Origin of the sequence: Minwuia thermotolerans, assembly GCF_002924445.1 — a bacterium.
GTDB lineage: Bacteria > Pseudomonadota > Alphaproteobacteria > Minwuiales > Minwuiaceae > Minwuia > Minwuia thermotolerans.
Genome location: NZ_PIGG01000010.1, coordinates 54,982 through 70,392 on the forward strand (window position 1 = coordinate 54,982; position 15,411 = coordinate 70,392).

Annotated in this window: 15 protein-coding genes; 11 read left to right on the plus strand and 4 right to left on the minus strand. The window is 67.7% G+C overall.

Going from position 1 to position 15,411, the window contains the following annotated elements; genetic code table 11:
• Positions 1-3: 3 nt before the first annotated feature.
• Positions 4-1,119 (minus strand): DSD1 family PLP-dependent enzyme, encoded by a 1,116-nt coding sequence (locus CWC60_RS01400; RefSeq protein WP_109792269.1) that lies wholly within the window; start codon positions 1,117-1,119, stop codon positions 4-6.
• 97 nt (positions 1,120-1,216) lie between these two features.
• Here CWC60_RS01400 and CWC60_RS01405 point away from each other — a divergent pair, with 97 nt between their 5' ends.
• From CWC60_RS01405 to maiA, 9 genes are all read left to right on the plus strand, one after another.
• Positions 1,217-2,212 (plus strand): S1C family serine protease, encoded by a 996-nt coding sequence (locus CWC60_RS01405; protein WP_206419708.1) that lies wholly within the window; start codon positions 1,217-1,219, stop codon positions 2,210-2,212.
• 168 nt (positions 2,213-2,380) lie between these two features.
• On the plus strand, positions 2,381-4,177 hold the full coding sequence (locus CWC60_RS01410; RefSeq protein WP_109792270.1) for a putative bifunctional diguanylate cyclase/phosphodiesterase: 1,797 nt from the start codon (positions 2,381-2,383) through the stop codon (positions 4,175-4,177).
• Positions 4,178-4,207: 30 nt separating this feature from the next.
• A complete protein-coding gene (locus CWC60_RS01415; RefSeq protein WP_109792271.1) occupies positions 4,208-5,074 on the plus strand; it encodes a tetratricopeptide repeat protein in 867 nt (288 codons plus the stop codon).
• Positions 5,075-5,165: 91 nt separating this feature from the next.
• Positions 5,166-5,759 (plus strand): gamma carbonic anhydrase family protein, encoded by a 594-nt coding sequence (locus CWC60_RS01420; protein WP_109792272.1) that lies wholly within the window; start codon positions 5,166-5,168, stop codon positions 5,757-5,759.
• An 8-nt stretch (positions 5,760-5,767) separates the two neighbouring features.
• Positions 5,768-6,763, plus strand: a complete 996-nt coding sequence (dgcN, locus tag CWC60_RS01425; protein ID WP_109792398.1) for an N-acetyltransferase DgcN — start codon at positions 5,768-5,770, stop codon at positions 6,761-6,763.
• Positions 6,760-7,743 carry an N-acetyl-D-Glu racemase DgcA gene (gene dgcA, locus CWC60_RS01430; RefSeq protein ID WP_109792273.1) on the plus strand — a complete coding sequence of 328 codons (984 nt, stop codon included), beginning with the start codon at positions 6,760-6,762 and terminating at the stop codon, positions 7,741-7,743. The genes dgcN and dgcA overlap by 4 nt, the downstream gene beginning before the upstream one ends.
• Positions 7,744-7,755: 12 nt before the next feature.
• Positions 7,756-8,637 carry a DMT family transporter gene (locus tag CWC60_RS01435; protein WP_109792274.1) on the plus strand — a complete coding sequence of 294 codons (882 nt, stop codon included), beginning with the start codon at positions 7,756-7,758 and terminating at the stop codon, positions 8,635-8,637.
• Between the two features lie 76 nt (positions 8,638-8,713).
• Positions 8,714-9,526: a phytanoyl-CoA dioxygenase family protein gene (locus CWC60_RS01440; RefSeq protein WP_109792275.1), complete on the plus strand. Its 813-nt coding sequence runs from the start codon at positions 8,714-8,716 to the stop codon at positions 9,524-9,526.
• The gene (maiA, locus tag CWC60_RS01445) at positions 9,523-10,167 is read left to right on the plus strand and encodes a maleylacetoacetate isomerase (protein WP_109792276.1); all 645 of its coding nucleotides are present in this window, start codon (positions 9,523-9,525) and stop codon (positions 10,165-10,167) included. Before CWC60_RS01440 ends, maiA begins: the two co-directional genes overlap by 4 nt.
• Positions 10,168-10,415: 248 nt before the next feature.
• Here the strand turns inward: maiA and CWC60_RS01450 are convergent, their stop codons facing one another.
• The 3 genes from CWC60_RS01450 to CWC60_RS01460 are packed head-to-tail and all read right to left on the minus strand — an operon-like array spanning position 10,416 to position 13,697.
• Entirely contained in the window at positions 10,416-11,402 is a 987-nt protein-coding gene (locus CWC60_RS01450) for a 4Fe-4S dicluster domain-containing protein (RefSeq protein WP_109792277.1), read from the minus strand.
• Complete coding sequence (locus CWC60_RS01455) at positions 11,399-12,451, minus strand: alcohol dehydrogenase (RefSeq protein WP_109792278.1); 1,053 nt, start codon at positions 12,449-12,451, stop codon at positions 11,399-11,401. The genes CWC60_RS01450 and CWC60_RS01455 overlap by 4 nt, the downstream gene beginning before the upstream one ends.
• A 1-nt stretch (position 12,452) precedes the next feature.
• Positions 12,453-13,697, minus strand: coding sequence for an acyl-CoA dehydrogenase family protein (locus tag CWC60_RS01460; RefSeq protein WP_206419710.1), 1,245 nt, complete (start codon positions 13,695-13,697; stop codon positions 12,453-12,455).
• 169 nt (positions 13,698-13,866) lie between these two features.
• On the opposite strand from CWC60_RS01460, the gene CWC60_RS01465 reads away from it, so the two are divergent.
• A complete protein-coding gene (locus CWC60_RS01465; RefSeq protein ID WP_164516309.1) occupies positions 13,867-14,544 on the plus strand; it encodes a TetR/AcrR family transcriptional regulator in 678 nt (225 codons plus the stop codon).
• Positions 14,545-14,560: 16 nt separating this feature from the next.
• Positions 14,561-15,406, plus strand: a complete 846-nt coding sequence (tauD, locus tag CWC60_RS01470; RefSeq protein WP_109792280.1) for a taurine dioxygenase — start codon at positions 14,561-14,563, stop codon at positions 15,404-15,406.
• Positions 15,407-15,411 lie beyond the last annotated feature (5 nt).

Genomic DNA, 15,411 nt, shown 5'->3' on the forward strand with positions numbered 1-15,411 from the left:
CCCTCAGAAGACGGCGCCGCGGGCGGTCACCGGCCAGATATCGGTCACGAAGCCATCGCGCGCACCGACGATCCAGTCATGCAGGTTCACCGTCGGGTCGCAATGGCCGGGTATCAGCCGGACATGATCGCCCGGGCGGAGAGCCGCGCCGCCGGGATCGACAACGCCGTGTTCATCGGACGCGCCGAGATAGGCCGCGCCTTCCGGGCCGGCGACCAGCGGCAGGCCGGAATCCACCGCCAGCGCCTTCAGCCCGGCGTCGACGACCACCCGTCCACTGGGCGCCGTGCTGAGCACGCCGGCCAGCACGAAGAGGCTGTGGCCGAACGTCGTCTCCGGCGTCCCTTCGGGTCCGAGATTGCGGGCGTAGTCAGCGTCCATGAAGATATAGGAGCCTGCCTGCAGCTCGTGCCAGAGGCCGCTCCCCGCTTCGAACTCGAAGCTGCCGGTCCCGGCGCCGGTCACCCGGACGCCGCCAAGGCCCGCCTGCTCCAGATCCGCCAGCACAACGCGTACCGCCTCGCCCGCGCGGGCGATCGCCGCGCCCCGTTCCCGGTGATCGCGTATGTGCTGCGCCCGGCCGTTATAGGCCTGCAGTCCGGCGAAGCGGACGCCCTCTTCGGCGGCGGCGGCACGGCACAACGCCCCCGCCTTCTCGGGCGCCACGCCGCAGCGGCCCATGCCGACCTCGACCTCGACATAGATGTCCAGTTCGGCCCCCGAATGCCGCGCCGCCGCCGCGATCTCGGCGAGGTTGTCGGTATCGTCGACGCAGACCCCCAGCCGGACATGCCGCGCGAGCCGCGACAGCCTGCCGATCTTGCGCGCACCGACGATCTGGTTCGTGACCAGGATGTCATCTACCCCGCCCGTGGCCATCAGTTCGGCCTCGGAAATCTTCTGGCAGCAGATCCCGACGGCGCCGCACGCCATCTGCCGCCGGGCGATGTCGGCCGACTTGTGACTCTTCGCATGGGGCCGCAGCGCCACCCCACGGGCGTCGGCGATATCCTGCATCGCAGCGATGTTGCGATCGAGGACCTCCAGGTCGATGACCAGCGCTGGCGTGTCCACCGATTCGAGAGGATCGCCGACCCGCGCCGGCGGCGGCAGTGACATGATGCGGAACCCTCCCTTCGATGTCGCCGGTTCGTGAACGATGGCGCATGGTATGCGCATCGGCGAGCGGATACGATGTGTCGGTGGAGACTATCCGATGACCTGCAAGGCGTATGTTGCGATCGTCATGGTGCTGCTGGCCCTGGCGCCGGCGGACCGGGTGGCCGCCCAGTCCGAACGCGACCCGGAGCGCGTGTTCGACGCGGTGACCGCCGTGACGGCCGAGATCCCGGCCGACGCCCGCACCGCGGAAGCGCTGGGCACCGCGCGCGCGGGTACTGGCGTCGTGATCGACGATTCGGGTCTGGTGCTGACGATCGGCTACCTCATCCTGGAAGCCATGGCCGTTACCCTGAGCGATCTCGACGGCCACCCGGTCGCCGCCGAGATTGTCGCCTATGACCACGACACCGGCCTCGGGCTGCTCCGGGCCGTGACGCCGCTGCGGCGGCCATCGATTCGTCTGGGCGATTCCGGGACGCTGTCGCCGGGCGATTCCGTGCTGGTGGTGGCCAGCCCCGGACGATCGGCGGCCCTGCCGGCGACGATCGCCGATATCCGGCGCTTCACCGGCTATTGGGAGTACCTGCTGGAGAGTGCGGTTTTCGCCTATCCGCCGCATCCGGACTGGCAGGGCGCGGCCCTGGTCGGCCCGGACGGCCGTTTGCTGGGAATCGGATCCCTGTTCGCCAACGACGCCCAGCGCCGCCCCCGACGGCGCCAGGGCAACATGTTCGTGCCTGTGAACGCGCTGAAGGCTGTACTGGCCGATCTGCTCACAGCCGGCCGGGCGCCGGCCTCCGACCGGCCATGGCTGGGCGTCTTCTCCGCGGATCATAGCGGCTATGTCGTGGTGACATACGTCTCCCCTGACGGGCCGGCGGCGACCGCCGGCCTGCGGCGCGGCGACATCATCCTGGAGGTCGACGACCAGCCCGTGCGGTCCATGGCCGAGTTCTATCGGGCCGTGTGGAAACGAGGGAAACCGGGGGTGACCGTGCCGCTGACCCTCGGTCGCGAAGACCACGTTACCCGGGTGCGGATCGTCTCGGGCGACCGTTACCGCTACCTCAAGCTGGAGAAGACGTACTGAGCCGCGCCGGGCCGAAAGGTTAAGTCCTTTTTTACTCCCTGAGCCTAAGAGTGGCAGGACGAAACGGGCCACTCCCGCTCGCCGCATGGGGACGAAGAATTGTCCCGCACCCCCAATCACCGCAGAAACGCGGGCAGAGTCACGGGGCACACGGATTTGAGACCTGGCATGATCAAGGGCCGATTCCAGGTTCTGACGATCGCGAAGGGCGCCAGCGTGCTGGACAATGTCGCACCGCGCCTGAGCATTTCCGGCGCGCGCGTCGTCACGGAGCGCGTGACCTCGGCCGAAGAAGCGGCCATCGCTCTGGACGTCGGCGACTATGATTGCATCCTGTTCGACGTCGGCAGTGACCCGGCGCCGGCCAAGGAGCTGCAGGCCAGCCTGCTGGACAGCAAGAAGAAGGTGCCGCTGCTGGTGATTTCGGACCGGCTCGCCTCCAACGACATGGTGGATCTGCTCCGCTCCGATATCGCCGACTGCATCAATTCCGACGAACTCAAGATCGACCGCCTGGTGCGCGCAATCTGGAACGCGACGCGAGCGAGCCGCACCGAGCGCGCGCTCGACATGGCCGAGTCCCAGCGCTCCTTCAATGCGCTGCACGACGGCCTGACGGGTCTGCCCAACCGCTCGCTCTTCTTCGACCGGCTGGATCAGGCCATAACCTTCGCCGAGCGCCAGCGGGAACCGGTCGCCCTGCTGACGCTGAACATCAACGGCTTCAACCGCATCAACGGCGAGATGGGGCACAAGATCGGCGACATCCTGCTGCAGCAGCTCGCCGACCGGATGAAGACGGCGCTGCGCCGCTCCGACACCCTGGCCCGGATCGGCGATGACGAGTTCGCCGGCATACTGCCCACGGGCGCCACAAACAAAGGCGCCGAGAAGGCCGCCAGAAAGCTGATCAACGCCCTCGAAGTGCCCTTCGAGATCAACGACCACAGCTTCACCATCGGCGTGCGCATCGGCCTCGCCTTCTATCCGCAGCACGCGACCTGCGCCTCCGACCTGATGATCCGCGCGGAGAACGCCATGCGCGATGGCCGGCGCACCAACAGCCGCTTCGCGATCAACATCGCCGGCGATGGCGCGCACGAGGCCAGCAACCGCCCTCTGGTGGAGGATCTGCGCCGGGCGCTGAACGACGGCGACCGCCAACTCTTCGTCACCTTCCAGCCCAAGATCGACCTGCGCAAGGGCCGCGTCGACGGTGTAGAGGCGCTGGTCCGCTGGCGCCATCCGGCGCGTGGCCTGGTGTTCCCCGACGCCTTCATCCCGCTGGCCGAGGACGCCGGGCTGATCGACCGGCTGACGCTGCACGTGCTGAACCATTCGCTGGCACAGCAGGCCGCCTGGCGCGCGGAAGGCATCGACCTGTCGATCGCGGTCAACGTCTCGGCCAAGACGCTCCAGAACCCGCGCCTGCCGCTGCACGCCAAGAACATGATCGAGGCCTGGTCGGCCGATCCCTCGCGGGTGATCTTCGAGATCACCGAGAGCGCCATCATCCTGGACGTCGAACGCGCCACTGCGACGCTGCAGGGTCTCGACCGTCTCGGCGTCGGCATCTCCATCGACGACTTCGGCACAGGCTATACCTGCCTGTCCTACATCCGCCGTCTGCCGGTGGAGGAGATCAAGGTGGACAAGTCCTTCGTCATGGGCATGTCGAAATCGCCCGACGACTGGGTGATTGTCTCCTCGCTGATCGAGCTGGGACACAATCTGGGCCTGTCGGTGGTCGCCGAGGGCGTCGAGGACGCCCGCACCCTGGCGGCGCTGACCGAACTCGGCTGCGACGTGGCTCAGGGGTACCACATGTCCCGCCCCCTGCCCGCCGACGACCTGGTAGGCTGGCTGGTCAACTCGCCCTGGGGTCCGGAAAGCGCGCTCAGGCTCCGCCCCTCGGCGAAAGAGAGCGACAATGTTCACCAGTTGCACCTGACCGCCGGTTCGTGACATCTATGCCCTCCTTCGATGGAGGGCCGAATGAACCGGGGAAAGCAGCGCTTCCTCGTCACACCGCAGAACGTTCTCAACCGTCTCCGGACCGCCGTTCCGGCCGCTTTCGCACTGATCGCCGCATTCGCCGTCCAGGCCGAGGAGCCGGGCCGGGAAGCCTTCGTGGCCGGCGACTATGCGAAGGCGCTCGAGATTTGGCAGCCCATGGCCGAGGAGGGGGACGCGCGCGCGCAGTTCAACGTCGGCCTGATCTATGACGAGGGCCTGGGCGTCGACCGCGACCGCGAAAAGGCGCGCGAATGGTGGTCCCTGGCGGCCGAGCAGGGGCTGCTGACGGCGGGCTACAACCTGGCGCTGCTGGAAATCGAACAGTCCACCGCAGACACCGGCGGCGGCGACATCGAACAGGCGCTGGCCGACCTGCGGAAGACCGCCGAGGCCGGCCATCTGCCCGCGCGCTACACACTCGGCAAGATCTATCAGTACGGCGTCGGCGTGGCAGAGGATCCTGCCGCGGCCGTCGAGCATATCCGGGCGGCGGCCGAAGGCGGCCTCGCCAAGGCTCAGTACAGCCTGGGCAAGGCCTATCGTGATGGCAGCGGCGTCGAACAGGACGCCGCGCAGGCCGCGAAATGGTTCGGACAGGCCGCGCTGCGCGGTCATGCCGGCGCGCAGGACCACTATGCCCGCCGTCTCGCCAACGGCGAGGGCCTGGAAAAGGATCCGGTTCGCGCCATGACTTTCGCCGTGCTGGCGATGCGCGCCGGCGTCGAGGATGCGGCGGCGCTGGCGGAGGAAATCCGGAAGGAACTGACGATCGAGGAGCTCGACGCCGCCTTCCGGGCCGCGGACGGATTCGAAGCGCGCGCCGAATCCCCGGCGGGCGAGGAATAGCCAAGCGCCGCGCCGGGCGGTTCCGCTTGGCAAGCCGGCGCGCCGCATGCCACGCTGCCGCCCGCAACGAACATGAAACCGGGGGAGATTCATGCCGATCTACGGGCCCGACGTCACGCTCGACAACCCAGCCTATATCGACGAGACCGTGCGCATTTTCGGCAAGGTCACGATCGGCGATGGCGCCTCCGTCTGGCCCAATGTCGTCATGCGCGCCGAGCAGCACGAGATCGTCGTCGGCCGGCGCACCAACATCCAGGACTTCACCATGGTCCATGTCGGCTCGGCCAGCGGTTCGATCATCGGCCAGGACTGCTCCATCACCCATCACTGCACGATCCACGGCTGCACCATCGGCGACGCCTGCCTGATCGGCATCAACGCGGTGATCATGGACGGCGCGGTGATCGGCGAGAACTCGATCGTCGGCCAGAACGCCTTCGTGCGCGAGAATCAGGAGATCCCGCCGAACTCCATCGTCGTCGGCGTGCCTGCCGCGGTGAAGGCGGAGCGCAACAGCCGCATCCCCAACAGCATGAACGCATTTCTCTATTACGAGAACGCCATCGCCTATTCGAACGGCTACTACCGGCGCTGGAGTGACGACAGCTTCTGGCAGCTCGCCGCCGACGAGATGGACCGCCTGAAGGCGGAAATGGCCCGGGAGGCGGAAGCAGGAAAATGACCGACGCCATCGAGATCGCCGCGCCCTATCTGATGTTCCTGGGCGACGTGCACGACCAGCTTGCCGCCAAGACGGCGACCGGCGTGGTGCACTGGCGGCGCGCCGACTGCATCGGCCAGGTGCGCTTCGATGGCTGCCAGGCCAATCTGGGCCTGCCGGACATGACCGTCGCCGACGGCGCGGCCTCCGGCGCGCGCACGCTGGTGATCGGCGCGGTGAACCCCGGCGGGGTGCTGCCCCAGCACTGGGAGAGTGCGGTCCTGGAGGCGCTCGACGCCGGCATGGACGTGGCCTCGGGCCTGCACATGCGGCTCACCGACAATCCGGTCATCGCCGGCCGCGCCGCCGAGAGGGGCCGCCAGCTCTTCGACGTACGTCATCCGCGCGGCGCCTTCCCGACCGGCAAGGGCGAGAAGCGGCCCGGCAAAAGGCTGCTCACCGTCGGCACCGACTGTTCGGTCGGCAAGATGTACACCTCGCTGGCGATCACCGAGGAGATGCGGCAGCGCGGCTGGAAGGCGGACTTCCGCGCCACCGGCCAGACGGGCATCCTGATCGCCGGTTCCGGCGTCTCGGTCGACGCCGTGGTTTCCGACTTCATCTCGGGCGCGACCGAGACGCTCTGCCCGGCGAACGACCCCGACCACTGGGACGTCATGGAGGGCCAGGGCTCATTGTTCCATCCCTCCTTCGCCGGCGTCACCATCGGGCTGATCCACGGCAGCCAGCCCGACGCCCTGGTCATGTGCCACGAACCGACGCGGACGCGGATGCGCAATGTCCAGCATCCCATCCCGCCTCTGGCGAAGTGCATCGACTGGCATGTCGAGGCGGCGACGCTGACCAATCCCGACTGCCGCTGCATCGGCATCGCCGTGAACACCAGCGCGCTCGACGACGCCGCGTCGGCCGATTGCCTGAAGCGAATCGAGGACGAGGCCGGACTGCCCGCGGTCGACCCCGTGCGCACCGGTGTGGCGCGCCTGGTGGACGCATTGTCTTGAGGCGGCTCGCCGTCGCGCGGGAGGAATGGCCCATTCGCGGGGCCTTCCGGATATCGCGGGGAACCAAGACGAAGGCCGAGGTGCTGGTCGCCACCGTCGAGGCCGGCGGCGCGGCCGGGCGCGGCGAATGCGTGCCCTATCGCCGCTATGGCGAGACCTTCGAGAAGGTCGAGGAGCAGATCGCCGGCGCAAAGGCCGCGATCGAGGACGGCGCCGGCCGCGAGGACCTGCTGTCGCTGCTGCCCGCCGGGGCGGCGCGCAACGCCGTCGACTGCGCGCTCTGGGATCTGGAATCGAAACAGGCAGGCCGGCCCGTGCACGAACTTGCGGGCCTGCCCGCGCCGGGACCGGTGACCACCGCCTACACCATCACCCTGGACGACCCGGCGAAGATGGCCGAGGTGGCGCGGGCCGAAGCGCACCGGCCGCTGCTGAAACTGAAGCTGGGCGAGACGGCGGGCGACATCGAGCGCGCCCGGACCGTGCGGGAGGCCGCGCCCGAGGCGACGCTGATCGTCGACGCCAACGAGGGCTGGAAGCCCGAACAGCTGGACGAGCTGTTCGCCGCCTTCGCCGAACTCGAGGTCCGCATGATCGAACAGCCGCTGACCGCCGGGCGCGACGAGGCATTGGAACGGGTCTCCCGCGCCGTGCCGATCTGCGCCGACGAGAGCTGTCACGACAGCGCCAGCCTCGCCGGGCTGAAGGGCCGATACGACATCGTCAACATCAAGCTCGACAAGACCGGCGGTCTGACGGAGGCCCTGCGCCTGCGCACAGCCGCGCGGGAGGCCGGGTTCCAGGTGATGGTCGGCTGCATGGTGGCGACCAGTCTGGCGATGGCGCCGGCCCTGCTGGTGGCGCAGGGCGCGGATTTCGTGGATGTCGACGGGCCGCTGATGCTGAAGCGGGACCGTGTGCCCGGTCTCGTCTTCGACGGCTCCACCGTGCGGTCCGCCGGCCGCGACCTCTGGGGCTGACGGACCGAGATCATGCCGACGCCCGTCATCGTCGCCTTCTGGATGTTCTTCGGCGCGGTCGGCTTCGCCGCGATCCTGGTGATCGTGCGCGAGCTGTCCCAGGACCTGCACGTCTTCGTCCTCAACTTCTGGCGCAACATCTTCGCCGTGGCGATCTTCCTGCCCTGGGTCTTCCGCGTCGGGACCGCGGGCCTCAGAACGAAGCGGATGCCGCTCTTCGCGCTCCGCTCCCTGATCATGGTCACGTCATCGATCATGCTGTTCTACTCGGCGGTGCTGATGCCGATCGGGGAGGCGACGGCGATCACCTTCACCGCGCCGCTGTTCACCACCCTTCTGGCGGCGCTGCTGCTCAAGGAGCACGTCGGCTGGCGGCGGGCGATGGCGCTGGCGGTCGGTTTCTGCGGCGTCCTGATCATGCTCCGGCCCGGCGTGGAGGCCGTCGGTCTCGGCGCGGCCATGGCGATCGGCGCCTCGGTGGTCTTCGCCTTCGTCGTCATCATGGGCAAGCAGCTGGCGGCCAGCGAAAGCCCGGAACTGGTGATCCTGATGCTGGCGATCTGGAACATCCCGGTTTCGGCGGTGCCGGCGTCCTTCGTCTGGGACATGCCGTCGGGCCGCGAGTGGTGGCTTCTCGCCGCCCTCGGCGTCGCCGCCAACATGAACATGTACGGCATCCAGCGCGCCATCTCCGCCGGCGACGCCAGTCTCAGCCAGGTCTTCGACTTCATGCGCCTGCCGCTGGCCGTCATCGGCGCCTGGTGGGCGTTCTCCGAAGTGCCCGATCCGTGGATGTGGGCCGGTGCGGCGGTAATCTTCACGGCGACGGTCTACACGACCCGCCGGGAGTCGCGGCTGGCGAGAGCGCGTCCGCCCGCCAATCCGCAGCCCTGAAGCGGCGCCAGATGTCTTGCGGCCCGCGATTTCGCTGGCAGACTGTCTCGCACGCTTTTCCTGGGGGACGAAAGCCATGATTCCGGACGACAGGCTGATCGAGGATTTCCGCCGCGATGGCGCCGCGGCGCTGCGCGGGGTGGCCGACGCCGGCTGGCTCGAGCGCCTGCGCGGCGCGCTGGAGGCGAACATCGCCGACCCCGGCCCGTTCGGGAAGATCTACACGCAACCGGGCGAGAGCGGCTTCTACTTCGGCGACTACTGCAACTGGAACCGCTTCTCCGGCTATCTCGACTTCGCGGTCGAAAGCGGCATCGCCGAAGCGGTGGCGGCTCTGATGGGCTCGTCGAAGGTCAACCTGTTCCACGAGCATGTACTGGTGAAGGATCCGGGCACCGAGAACCCGACGCCGTGGCACCATGACCAGCCCTACTGGGTCGTCGACGGCGATCAGGTGCTCTCGACCTGGGTCGCGCTCGACCCGGTGCCGGCCGACGTCGGCATGGAGTTCGTCGCCGGCTCACACCTGGACGGCACCCATTACAATCCCCGGTATTTCATCGATCAGCGCGACTTCGAGGACCATCACGGTCCCTCGGTGCCGGATATCGACGGCAACCGCGCGGCCTACCGCATTCTGAACTGGGATCTGGAGCCCGGCGACTGCGTCGTCTTTCACGCCCGCACGCTGCACGCCGCGCCCGGCAACCGCGGCCAGCACCGCCGCCGCGCCGTGGCCTATCGCTGGACCGGCGACGACGCCCGCTTCGCGCGGCGCGAGGGACGCATGTCGCCGCCGTTCGAGGAAGTTTCGCTGAAGCCCGGCGATCCGATGGACAGCGAGACATTCCCCGTCGTCTGGCCGCCCGAGAGGCGCATGGTCGGATGAACCTTCATCTCTACGACTATTTCCGCTCCTCGGCGGCCTACCGGGTCCGTATCGCCATGAACCTGAAAGGGGTTCAGGCGGAACGGTCCTACGTGAACCTGTTCCGCGGCGAGCAGGCCAATCCGGAGTTCCGGTCGCTCAGCCCCTCGGGCCTCGTGCCCGTGCTGGAGCACGACGGGCAGCGCATCTACCAGTCGCTGGCGATCATCGACTATCTCGACGGCCTCCATCCCGAGCCGCCGGTGCTGCCCGCAGACCCGGCAGGCCGGGCGCGGGTCCAGGGGCTGGCGCTGGCCATCGCCGCCGACATTCACCCGCTGAACAATCTCAGAGTCCTCAACTTCGTCGAGAACGATCTGGGCGCGGGCAAGGAGGGCCGCATGAAATGGCTCGCCCACTGGTGCCATGTGGGCCTGGAGGGGCTGGAGGCCCGGCTATCTGCCGAACCGGCGACCGGCCGCTTCTGCCACGGAGACCAACCCACCCTGGCCGATATCTGCCTGGCGCCGCAGGTCTTCTTCGCCCGGCGCTTCGACCTCGATCTCTCGGCCTATCCCACGGTGCTCCGCATCGACGCGGCGTGCCAGCAGATCCCCGCCTTCGCCGACGCCGCGCCGGGAAAACAGCCGGACGCGGCTTGAACGATCTCTTCGGCGTCCTGGAGTTCGCCGGGGCCCTGGATCACGCCTGCGCCAGACATGATCAGGGGTCAATTGGCGCGTGGGTCAAGCGCCTCTGGCCAAGGCAATCCTCGGAGTGTTGAACCGCCACCGCCACTTCTGTGTCATGCCCGCCTACGTGCGGGCATCCGGTCAGGCGGTCGACACGCCGCGAAGCCGCTCCGGACCCCCGCGCGAGGCGGGGGTGACACCATGAGGGCGCATATAATCTACGCCCGCTCCAGCCGCCGCAGCATCTTCTGCAGCAGCTTCGGGCCGACCTCCGGCCGGCTCCAGGGGCAGACGGCGATGCAGATGCCGCAGCCATAGGTCTGGTTGAAATACGGCACACAGCGGTCGAAATCGACGTACCACTTCTCGGTTCCGCGCACCGTCTGCTTGGCCGGCGCGATGGCGTCGGGCGGACAGGCCTGCTCGCAGACGCGGCAGTTCATGCAGAACGCGTCGACGCCGAAGCTGTCGGGGTTGTCCACTGATAGCGGCATGTCGGTCAGCACGCCGGCGAGCCGGAACGATGCGCCGAACTCACGGTTGATGATGGAGCCGTGCTTGCCCAGTTCGCCGAGTCCGGCCTCGATCGCCGGCGGGATCATCGTCACCGGTCCGGCCATTGGTCCGCCATGAGGCTCGGCGCGGTAGCCCTGCTCCCGGATCCAGTCCGCCAGCGATCGGGCGGCGCGGGTTCCGCGGTTGTACTGGCGGCTGACCTCGACGATGGAAGGCGGATCGGGGGCGTGCGCCAGCGCCGCGTGGTCCATGGCGACGGCCAGCACCACGATTCGTGGCAGGTCGACCTCGAAGCCCTCGAAGACCCATTCCGGCTTCATCCGGGCAATGCCCGCCGCATCGGCCTCGTGGGCCAACGCGAATCTCTTCGCGGCCTCGGCGAAGGCATCCGGCGTGGCCTCCGTCCTGCGTTCCGCCACAGACGTTCGCTTCCTGGACCCGCGGCCACCAAAGGCGGTCTCCATGTCCGCGGTCTCGGGCACATCGGCGCTGGTCTTGCGCAGCATCCACATCTGCATAGCACCATGCGGCAGGGACCGCGGGTCGTGCCAGTAGATCGGCGTCGGCCGGCGGACCTCCGTCTCGCCCAGGCCGTTTATTGCGTTGCCGGAAACGTTCGGGATCAGCGTGCGTTGCTCGGGATCGATCGTGGCCTCCAGCACCCGCCCGTCGAAGGCGCGCCCTGTCATGGCTTCAGGACCTGCCGCCCGCTGACCCGGCCCTCGATCAGATCCTGCAGCGCCTGGTTGGCCTCGGCCAGCGGCCTCGGCTTCACCGGGATCGGCGGCACCTTGCCTGCGCGGACCAGTTCCATCAGTTCCGTCATGTCCTGCAGATCGCCGACATAGGAGCCCTGGACGGTGAGCTGGAAGATCGGCATGCGCGGCAGGGCCAGCGGCAGGGCCTCGCCATAGAGCCCGACGAGAACGAGCTTGCCGGTCTTGCCCAGGCAATCGAGGCCGAAGCCGGCTGTCTCCGGCCGGCCGACGAAATCGATGACGCCGCGCAGGCCGCCGCCGCATTTTGCTTTCAGCTTTTCCGCCGCGTCCGGCTGGCCGTTGTCGAAGGTATCGAAGGCGCCGGCCTGGCGTGCGACCGAGCGCTTCTCCGGATCGGTGTCGGCGACGATGACCTTCGCCTTCGTCACGTGCTCCGCCAGCATCACGCCCGAAAGACCGACACCGCCCGCCCCGATGATGACGAGATGATCGTTCTCGGTCAGGTAGTCGAGCTTCTTCAGCGCGCTGTAGGCGGTCAGCCCCGAGCAGGCGTAAGTGCAGGCGAGGTCGATCGGCGCGTCGCCATGATCGAAAAGGTAGCGCTTGTCGGGACAGATAACATGGCTGGCGTAGCCGCCGTCGCGGCGCGTCCCCAGCGGCCGCGTCGTCAGGCAGTCGATATCGCGGCCCTTCCGGCAGTGCTCGCAGTCGCCGCAGCCGATCCAGGGATAGACGACGTACGATTTGCCGACTTCCACGCCATCGACGTCGGGACCGACCGCCTCGACCACGCCGCCGATCTCGTGGCCCATGGTCATGGGCAGTTCGACGCCCATGTCGGCGAGGCGGGCGAAATTGCCCTGCCCCATGTTGAAGCCGCCCTCGTGGAGGTGAAGGTCGCTGTGGCAGACGCCGCAGGCGGTGATCCGGATAAGGATCTCGCCGCCCTGCGGCTCGGGTGTCTCGTAGTCCCGCTCCTGCAGGGGTTCGCCCCACTCGATGATCTGCTGCGCCTTCATCTCAGGCCCTCCCCAGATAGTCCTTCGAACAGTTGAGCCCATCCCCCTCCTTCTCTTCAAGGCGGAAGACGGTGCGCAGGTGCACTTCGTCGGGACCGTCATAGATGCGGAAGGCCCGCGCCTGGGAGAGTGACTCGGCGAAGGGCGTTTCGTCGGTCAGGCCCATGGCCCCGAAGATCTGGATGCCGCGCTGGCAGATGTCGTGATAGGCGCGGGCGACGGCGATCTTGATGAGCGAGATATCCTTGCGCGCCAGCTTGTTGCCCTCCCGGTCCAGCCGCCAGGCGGTGCGCTGCACCAGCAGGCGGGCCTGCTCCAGGGCAAGACGTGAATCGGCGATGGCGTCCTGCACGGAACTGTAGTCCCGCAGGTCCGTGCCGAAGGTCCGGCGGCTCGCCGCGCGCTCCACCATCAGGCGGATCAGCACCTCGCAGCGGCCGATCGCGCGCATGCAATGGTGCACGCGGGCCGGGCCCAGCCGCGCCTGGCCGATCAGGAAGCCCGCCCCCTCCTCGCCCAGGCGGTTCTCGACGGGCACCTCGACATCTTCCAGCAGCAGTTCCGTGTGCGGCGCGACATGCTCCACATGGTTCATCACCGGGATCTTGCGGACAACCGTGACCCCCGGCGCATCCTTCGGCACCAGCACCATGGAGTGCGTGCGGCCGCGCGGCGCGCCCGGATCGGTGACGCCGACGACGATCAGGAGACTGCACTTCGGATTGGCCGCGCCGGTGGCGAACCACTTGCGGCCGTTGACGACATAGCGGTCGCCGCGGCGCTCGATCCGGGTGGCGATGTTATTGGCGTCCGAGGACGCCACATCGGGTTCGGTCATGGCAAAGGAGGAGCGCGTCTCGCCAAGCAGGAGCGGCGCCAGGTAGCGCGCCTTCTGCTCGGGCGTGGCGAACATCTGCAGGATCTCCATGTTGGGCACGTCGGGTGCGTGACAGTTGAAGACCTCCGACGCCCAGCCGACGCGCCCCAGGATCTCGGCGATGGGCGCGAACTGCAGGTTGGTGAGCCGCGTGCCCGGTTCGTCATCCGCCAGGCGCGGCAGCGCCATGTTCCAGAGCCCCTCCGCGAAGGCGCGGCGCTTGAGGGCCTTCAGGAATCCGGGCTCCAGGTCCCCGTCGACATCGACGGCGCGGTCATAGTCGGCCCGTCGCGGCAGGATCTCGTCGCGGAAGATGATCTCCACCCGGTCGGCGATTTCCCGCGTCATGGAATCGGTTTCGAAATCCATCGTTCCTCCCCTCAGGCTGGCGGTCGTATTAATGCAATCGGATTAGAGCCCCATATGCGCCGATGATGAAATGAAAATCCCGCTTGCGTGCATAATTCAGGCGCATTAATCTTGCCGGCAAGCGGCGCGAGATCGCGGACATCCGAACGAGATGACGGGGAGCGGACGGTTGGACACCCGCGAACGATTGCTGCTGACGGCGGAGAAGCTGTTCGGCCAACGGGGAGTAAACGGGGTTTCCCTGCGCGAGATCGTGCGCGCGGCCGGCCAGCGAAACGCATCGGCCCTGCATTACCATTTCGGCTCCCGCGAAGGGTTGATCGACGCGATCTTCGACAAGCGCATGCGCGCCATCGAGAAGCGCCGGATGGAGATGCTCGACCGCATCGAGGCGGAGAACCGCACGGACGATCTGCGCGCCATCGCCGAGGCGATCGTCTGGCCGCTGGCGGAAGTCATGGCGCGGGAAGAGGAGGGCGCCAACTACGTCCGGTTCCTGACCGAGATGTTCCTGACGCCCGATTTCGATATCGCAAAGATGGTCGAGGGCCGCCTGAACCATGGCGTCGGCCGCGCCTTTCGCATGATCGAGAAGAACCTGGGTGAGATGCCGGCCGCGATCCTGCGCCAGCGCCTGCCGCTGATCATGCATGCCGGCAGCTACGCCATCGCCGACATTCACGCGACCCGCCAGCGCCATCAGACGGCGGGACGGGAGCTCGATCTGGATCAGGCCATCAACAACCTGGTCGACATGTGGGTCGGCGCGGTGTCCGCGCCGGTCAGCGAGGAAACGCTCGAATCGCTGCAGAAGAAGGAAGCCGCCAGACGAACGGCCGCTGCGTAATTGGGGAGGAGACGTCATGACCTACGACCTTATCGACGTGAAGCCGATCGCCGGCGCGCTCGGCGCCGAGATCGAGGGCATCGACATGTCGAAGCCGCTCGGCAACCAGGCCTTCAAGGAGGTGCATGACGCGTTGATGGCGCATCAGGTCATCTTTTTCCGCGATCAGGACATCACGCCGGGCGAACACGTCGCCTTCGCGCGGCATTTCGGCGGCCTGCACGTGCATCCCTATGCGCCGAGCCACCCGGAGCATCCCGAGGTGCTGATCCTGAAGTCGTCGAAGGCCAATCGGTCGGCGGCCAACGCCTGGCATTCGGACGTGACCTTCCAGGAAGAACCGCCGCTGGGCTCGATCCTGCTGGCGCGGGAGGTCCCGGAGACCGGCGGCGACACGATGTGGGCCAACATGTACGACGCCTACGAGACGCTGTCGGCGCCGATGAAGCGCTACCTGGAGGGCATGAAGGCCCTGAACACCGCCGGCCGGGCCAGCTTCGAGAAGGCCTATGACAACCTTTCGAAGGAAGAGCAGGCCGAAATCAGGGCCGGCCGCATGTCGGAGGGCGGCGTGGAGCACCCCATCGTCCGCACCCATCCGGTAACCGGCCGCAAGGCGCTCTACGTCAATTCGATCTTCACCCAGAAGATCGTCGGCGTATCGAGCAAGGAGAGCCGGGCAATCCTGGGCTACCTGCTCGATCACCTGCAGAAGCCGGAGTTCACCTGCCGCTTCCGCTGGCGGAAGGGCTCGGTCGCCTTCTGGGACAACCGTTGTACCCAGCACTACGCCGTCGCCGACTATGGCGACGCCACCCGCGAGATGCACCGCGTCACTGTCAACGGCGACCGTCCTTTCTGAGGCAC

What these genes read in the sequence shown, in the direction of transcription:
- CWC60_RS01400 (WP_109792269.1), bottom strand. Translation starts at nt 1,119, where the DNA reads ATGTCACTGCCGCCGCCGGCGCGGGTCGGCGATCCTCTCGAATCGGTG.
- CWC60_RS01405 (WP_206419708.1), top strand. Translation starts at nt 1,217, where the DNA reads ATGACCTGCAAGGCGTATGTTGCGATCGTCATGGTGCTGCTGGCCCTG.
- CWC60_RS01410 (WP_109792270.1), top strand. Translation starts at nt 2,381, where the DNA reads ATGATCAAGGGCCGATTCCAGGTTCTGACGATCGCGAAGGGCGCCAGC.
- CWC60_RS01415 (WP_109792271.1), top strand. Translation starts at nt 4,208, where the DNA reads ATGAACCGGGGAAAGCAGCGCTTCCTCGTCACACCGCAGAACGTTCTC.
- CWC60_RS01420 (WP_109792272.1), top strand. Translation starts at nt 5,166, where the DNA reads ATGCCGATCTACGGGCCCGACGTCACGCTCGACAACCCAGCCTATATC.
- CWC60_RS01435 (WP_109792274.1), top strand. Translation starts at nt 7,756, where the DNA reads ATGCCGACGCCCGTCATCGTCGCCTTCTGGATGTTCTTCGGCGCGGTC.
- CWC60_RS01440 (WP_109792275.1), top strand. Translation starts at nt 8,714, where the DNA reads ATGATTCCGGACGACAGGCTGATCGAGGATTTCCGCCGCGATGGCGCC.
- maiA (WP_109792276.1), top strand. Translation starts at nt 9,523, where the DNA reads ATGAACCTTCATCTCTACGACTATTTCCGCTCCTCGGCGGCCTACCGG.
- CWC60_RS01450 (WP_109792277.1), bottom strand. Translation starts at nt 11,402, where the DNA reads ATGACAGGGCGCGCCTTCGACGGGCGGGTGCTGGAGGCCACGATCGAT.
- CWC60_RS01455 (WP_109792278.1), bottom strand. Translation starts at nt 12,451, where the DNA reads ATGAAGGCGCAGCAGATCATCGAGTGGGGCGAACCCCTGCAGGAGCGG.
- CWC60_RS01460 (WP_206419710.1), bottom strand. Translation starts at nt 13,697, where the DNA reads ATGGATTTCGAAACCGATTCCATGACGCGGGAAATCGCCGACCGGGTG.
- tauD (WP_109792280.1), top strand. Translation starts at nt 14,561, where the DNA reads ATGACCTACGACCTTATCGACGTGAAGCCGATCGCCGGCGCGCTCGGC.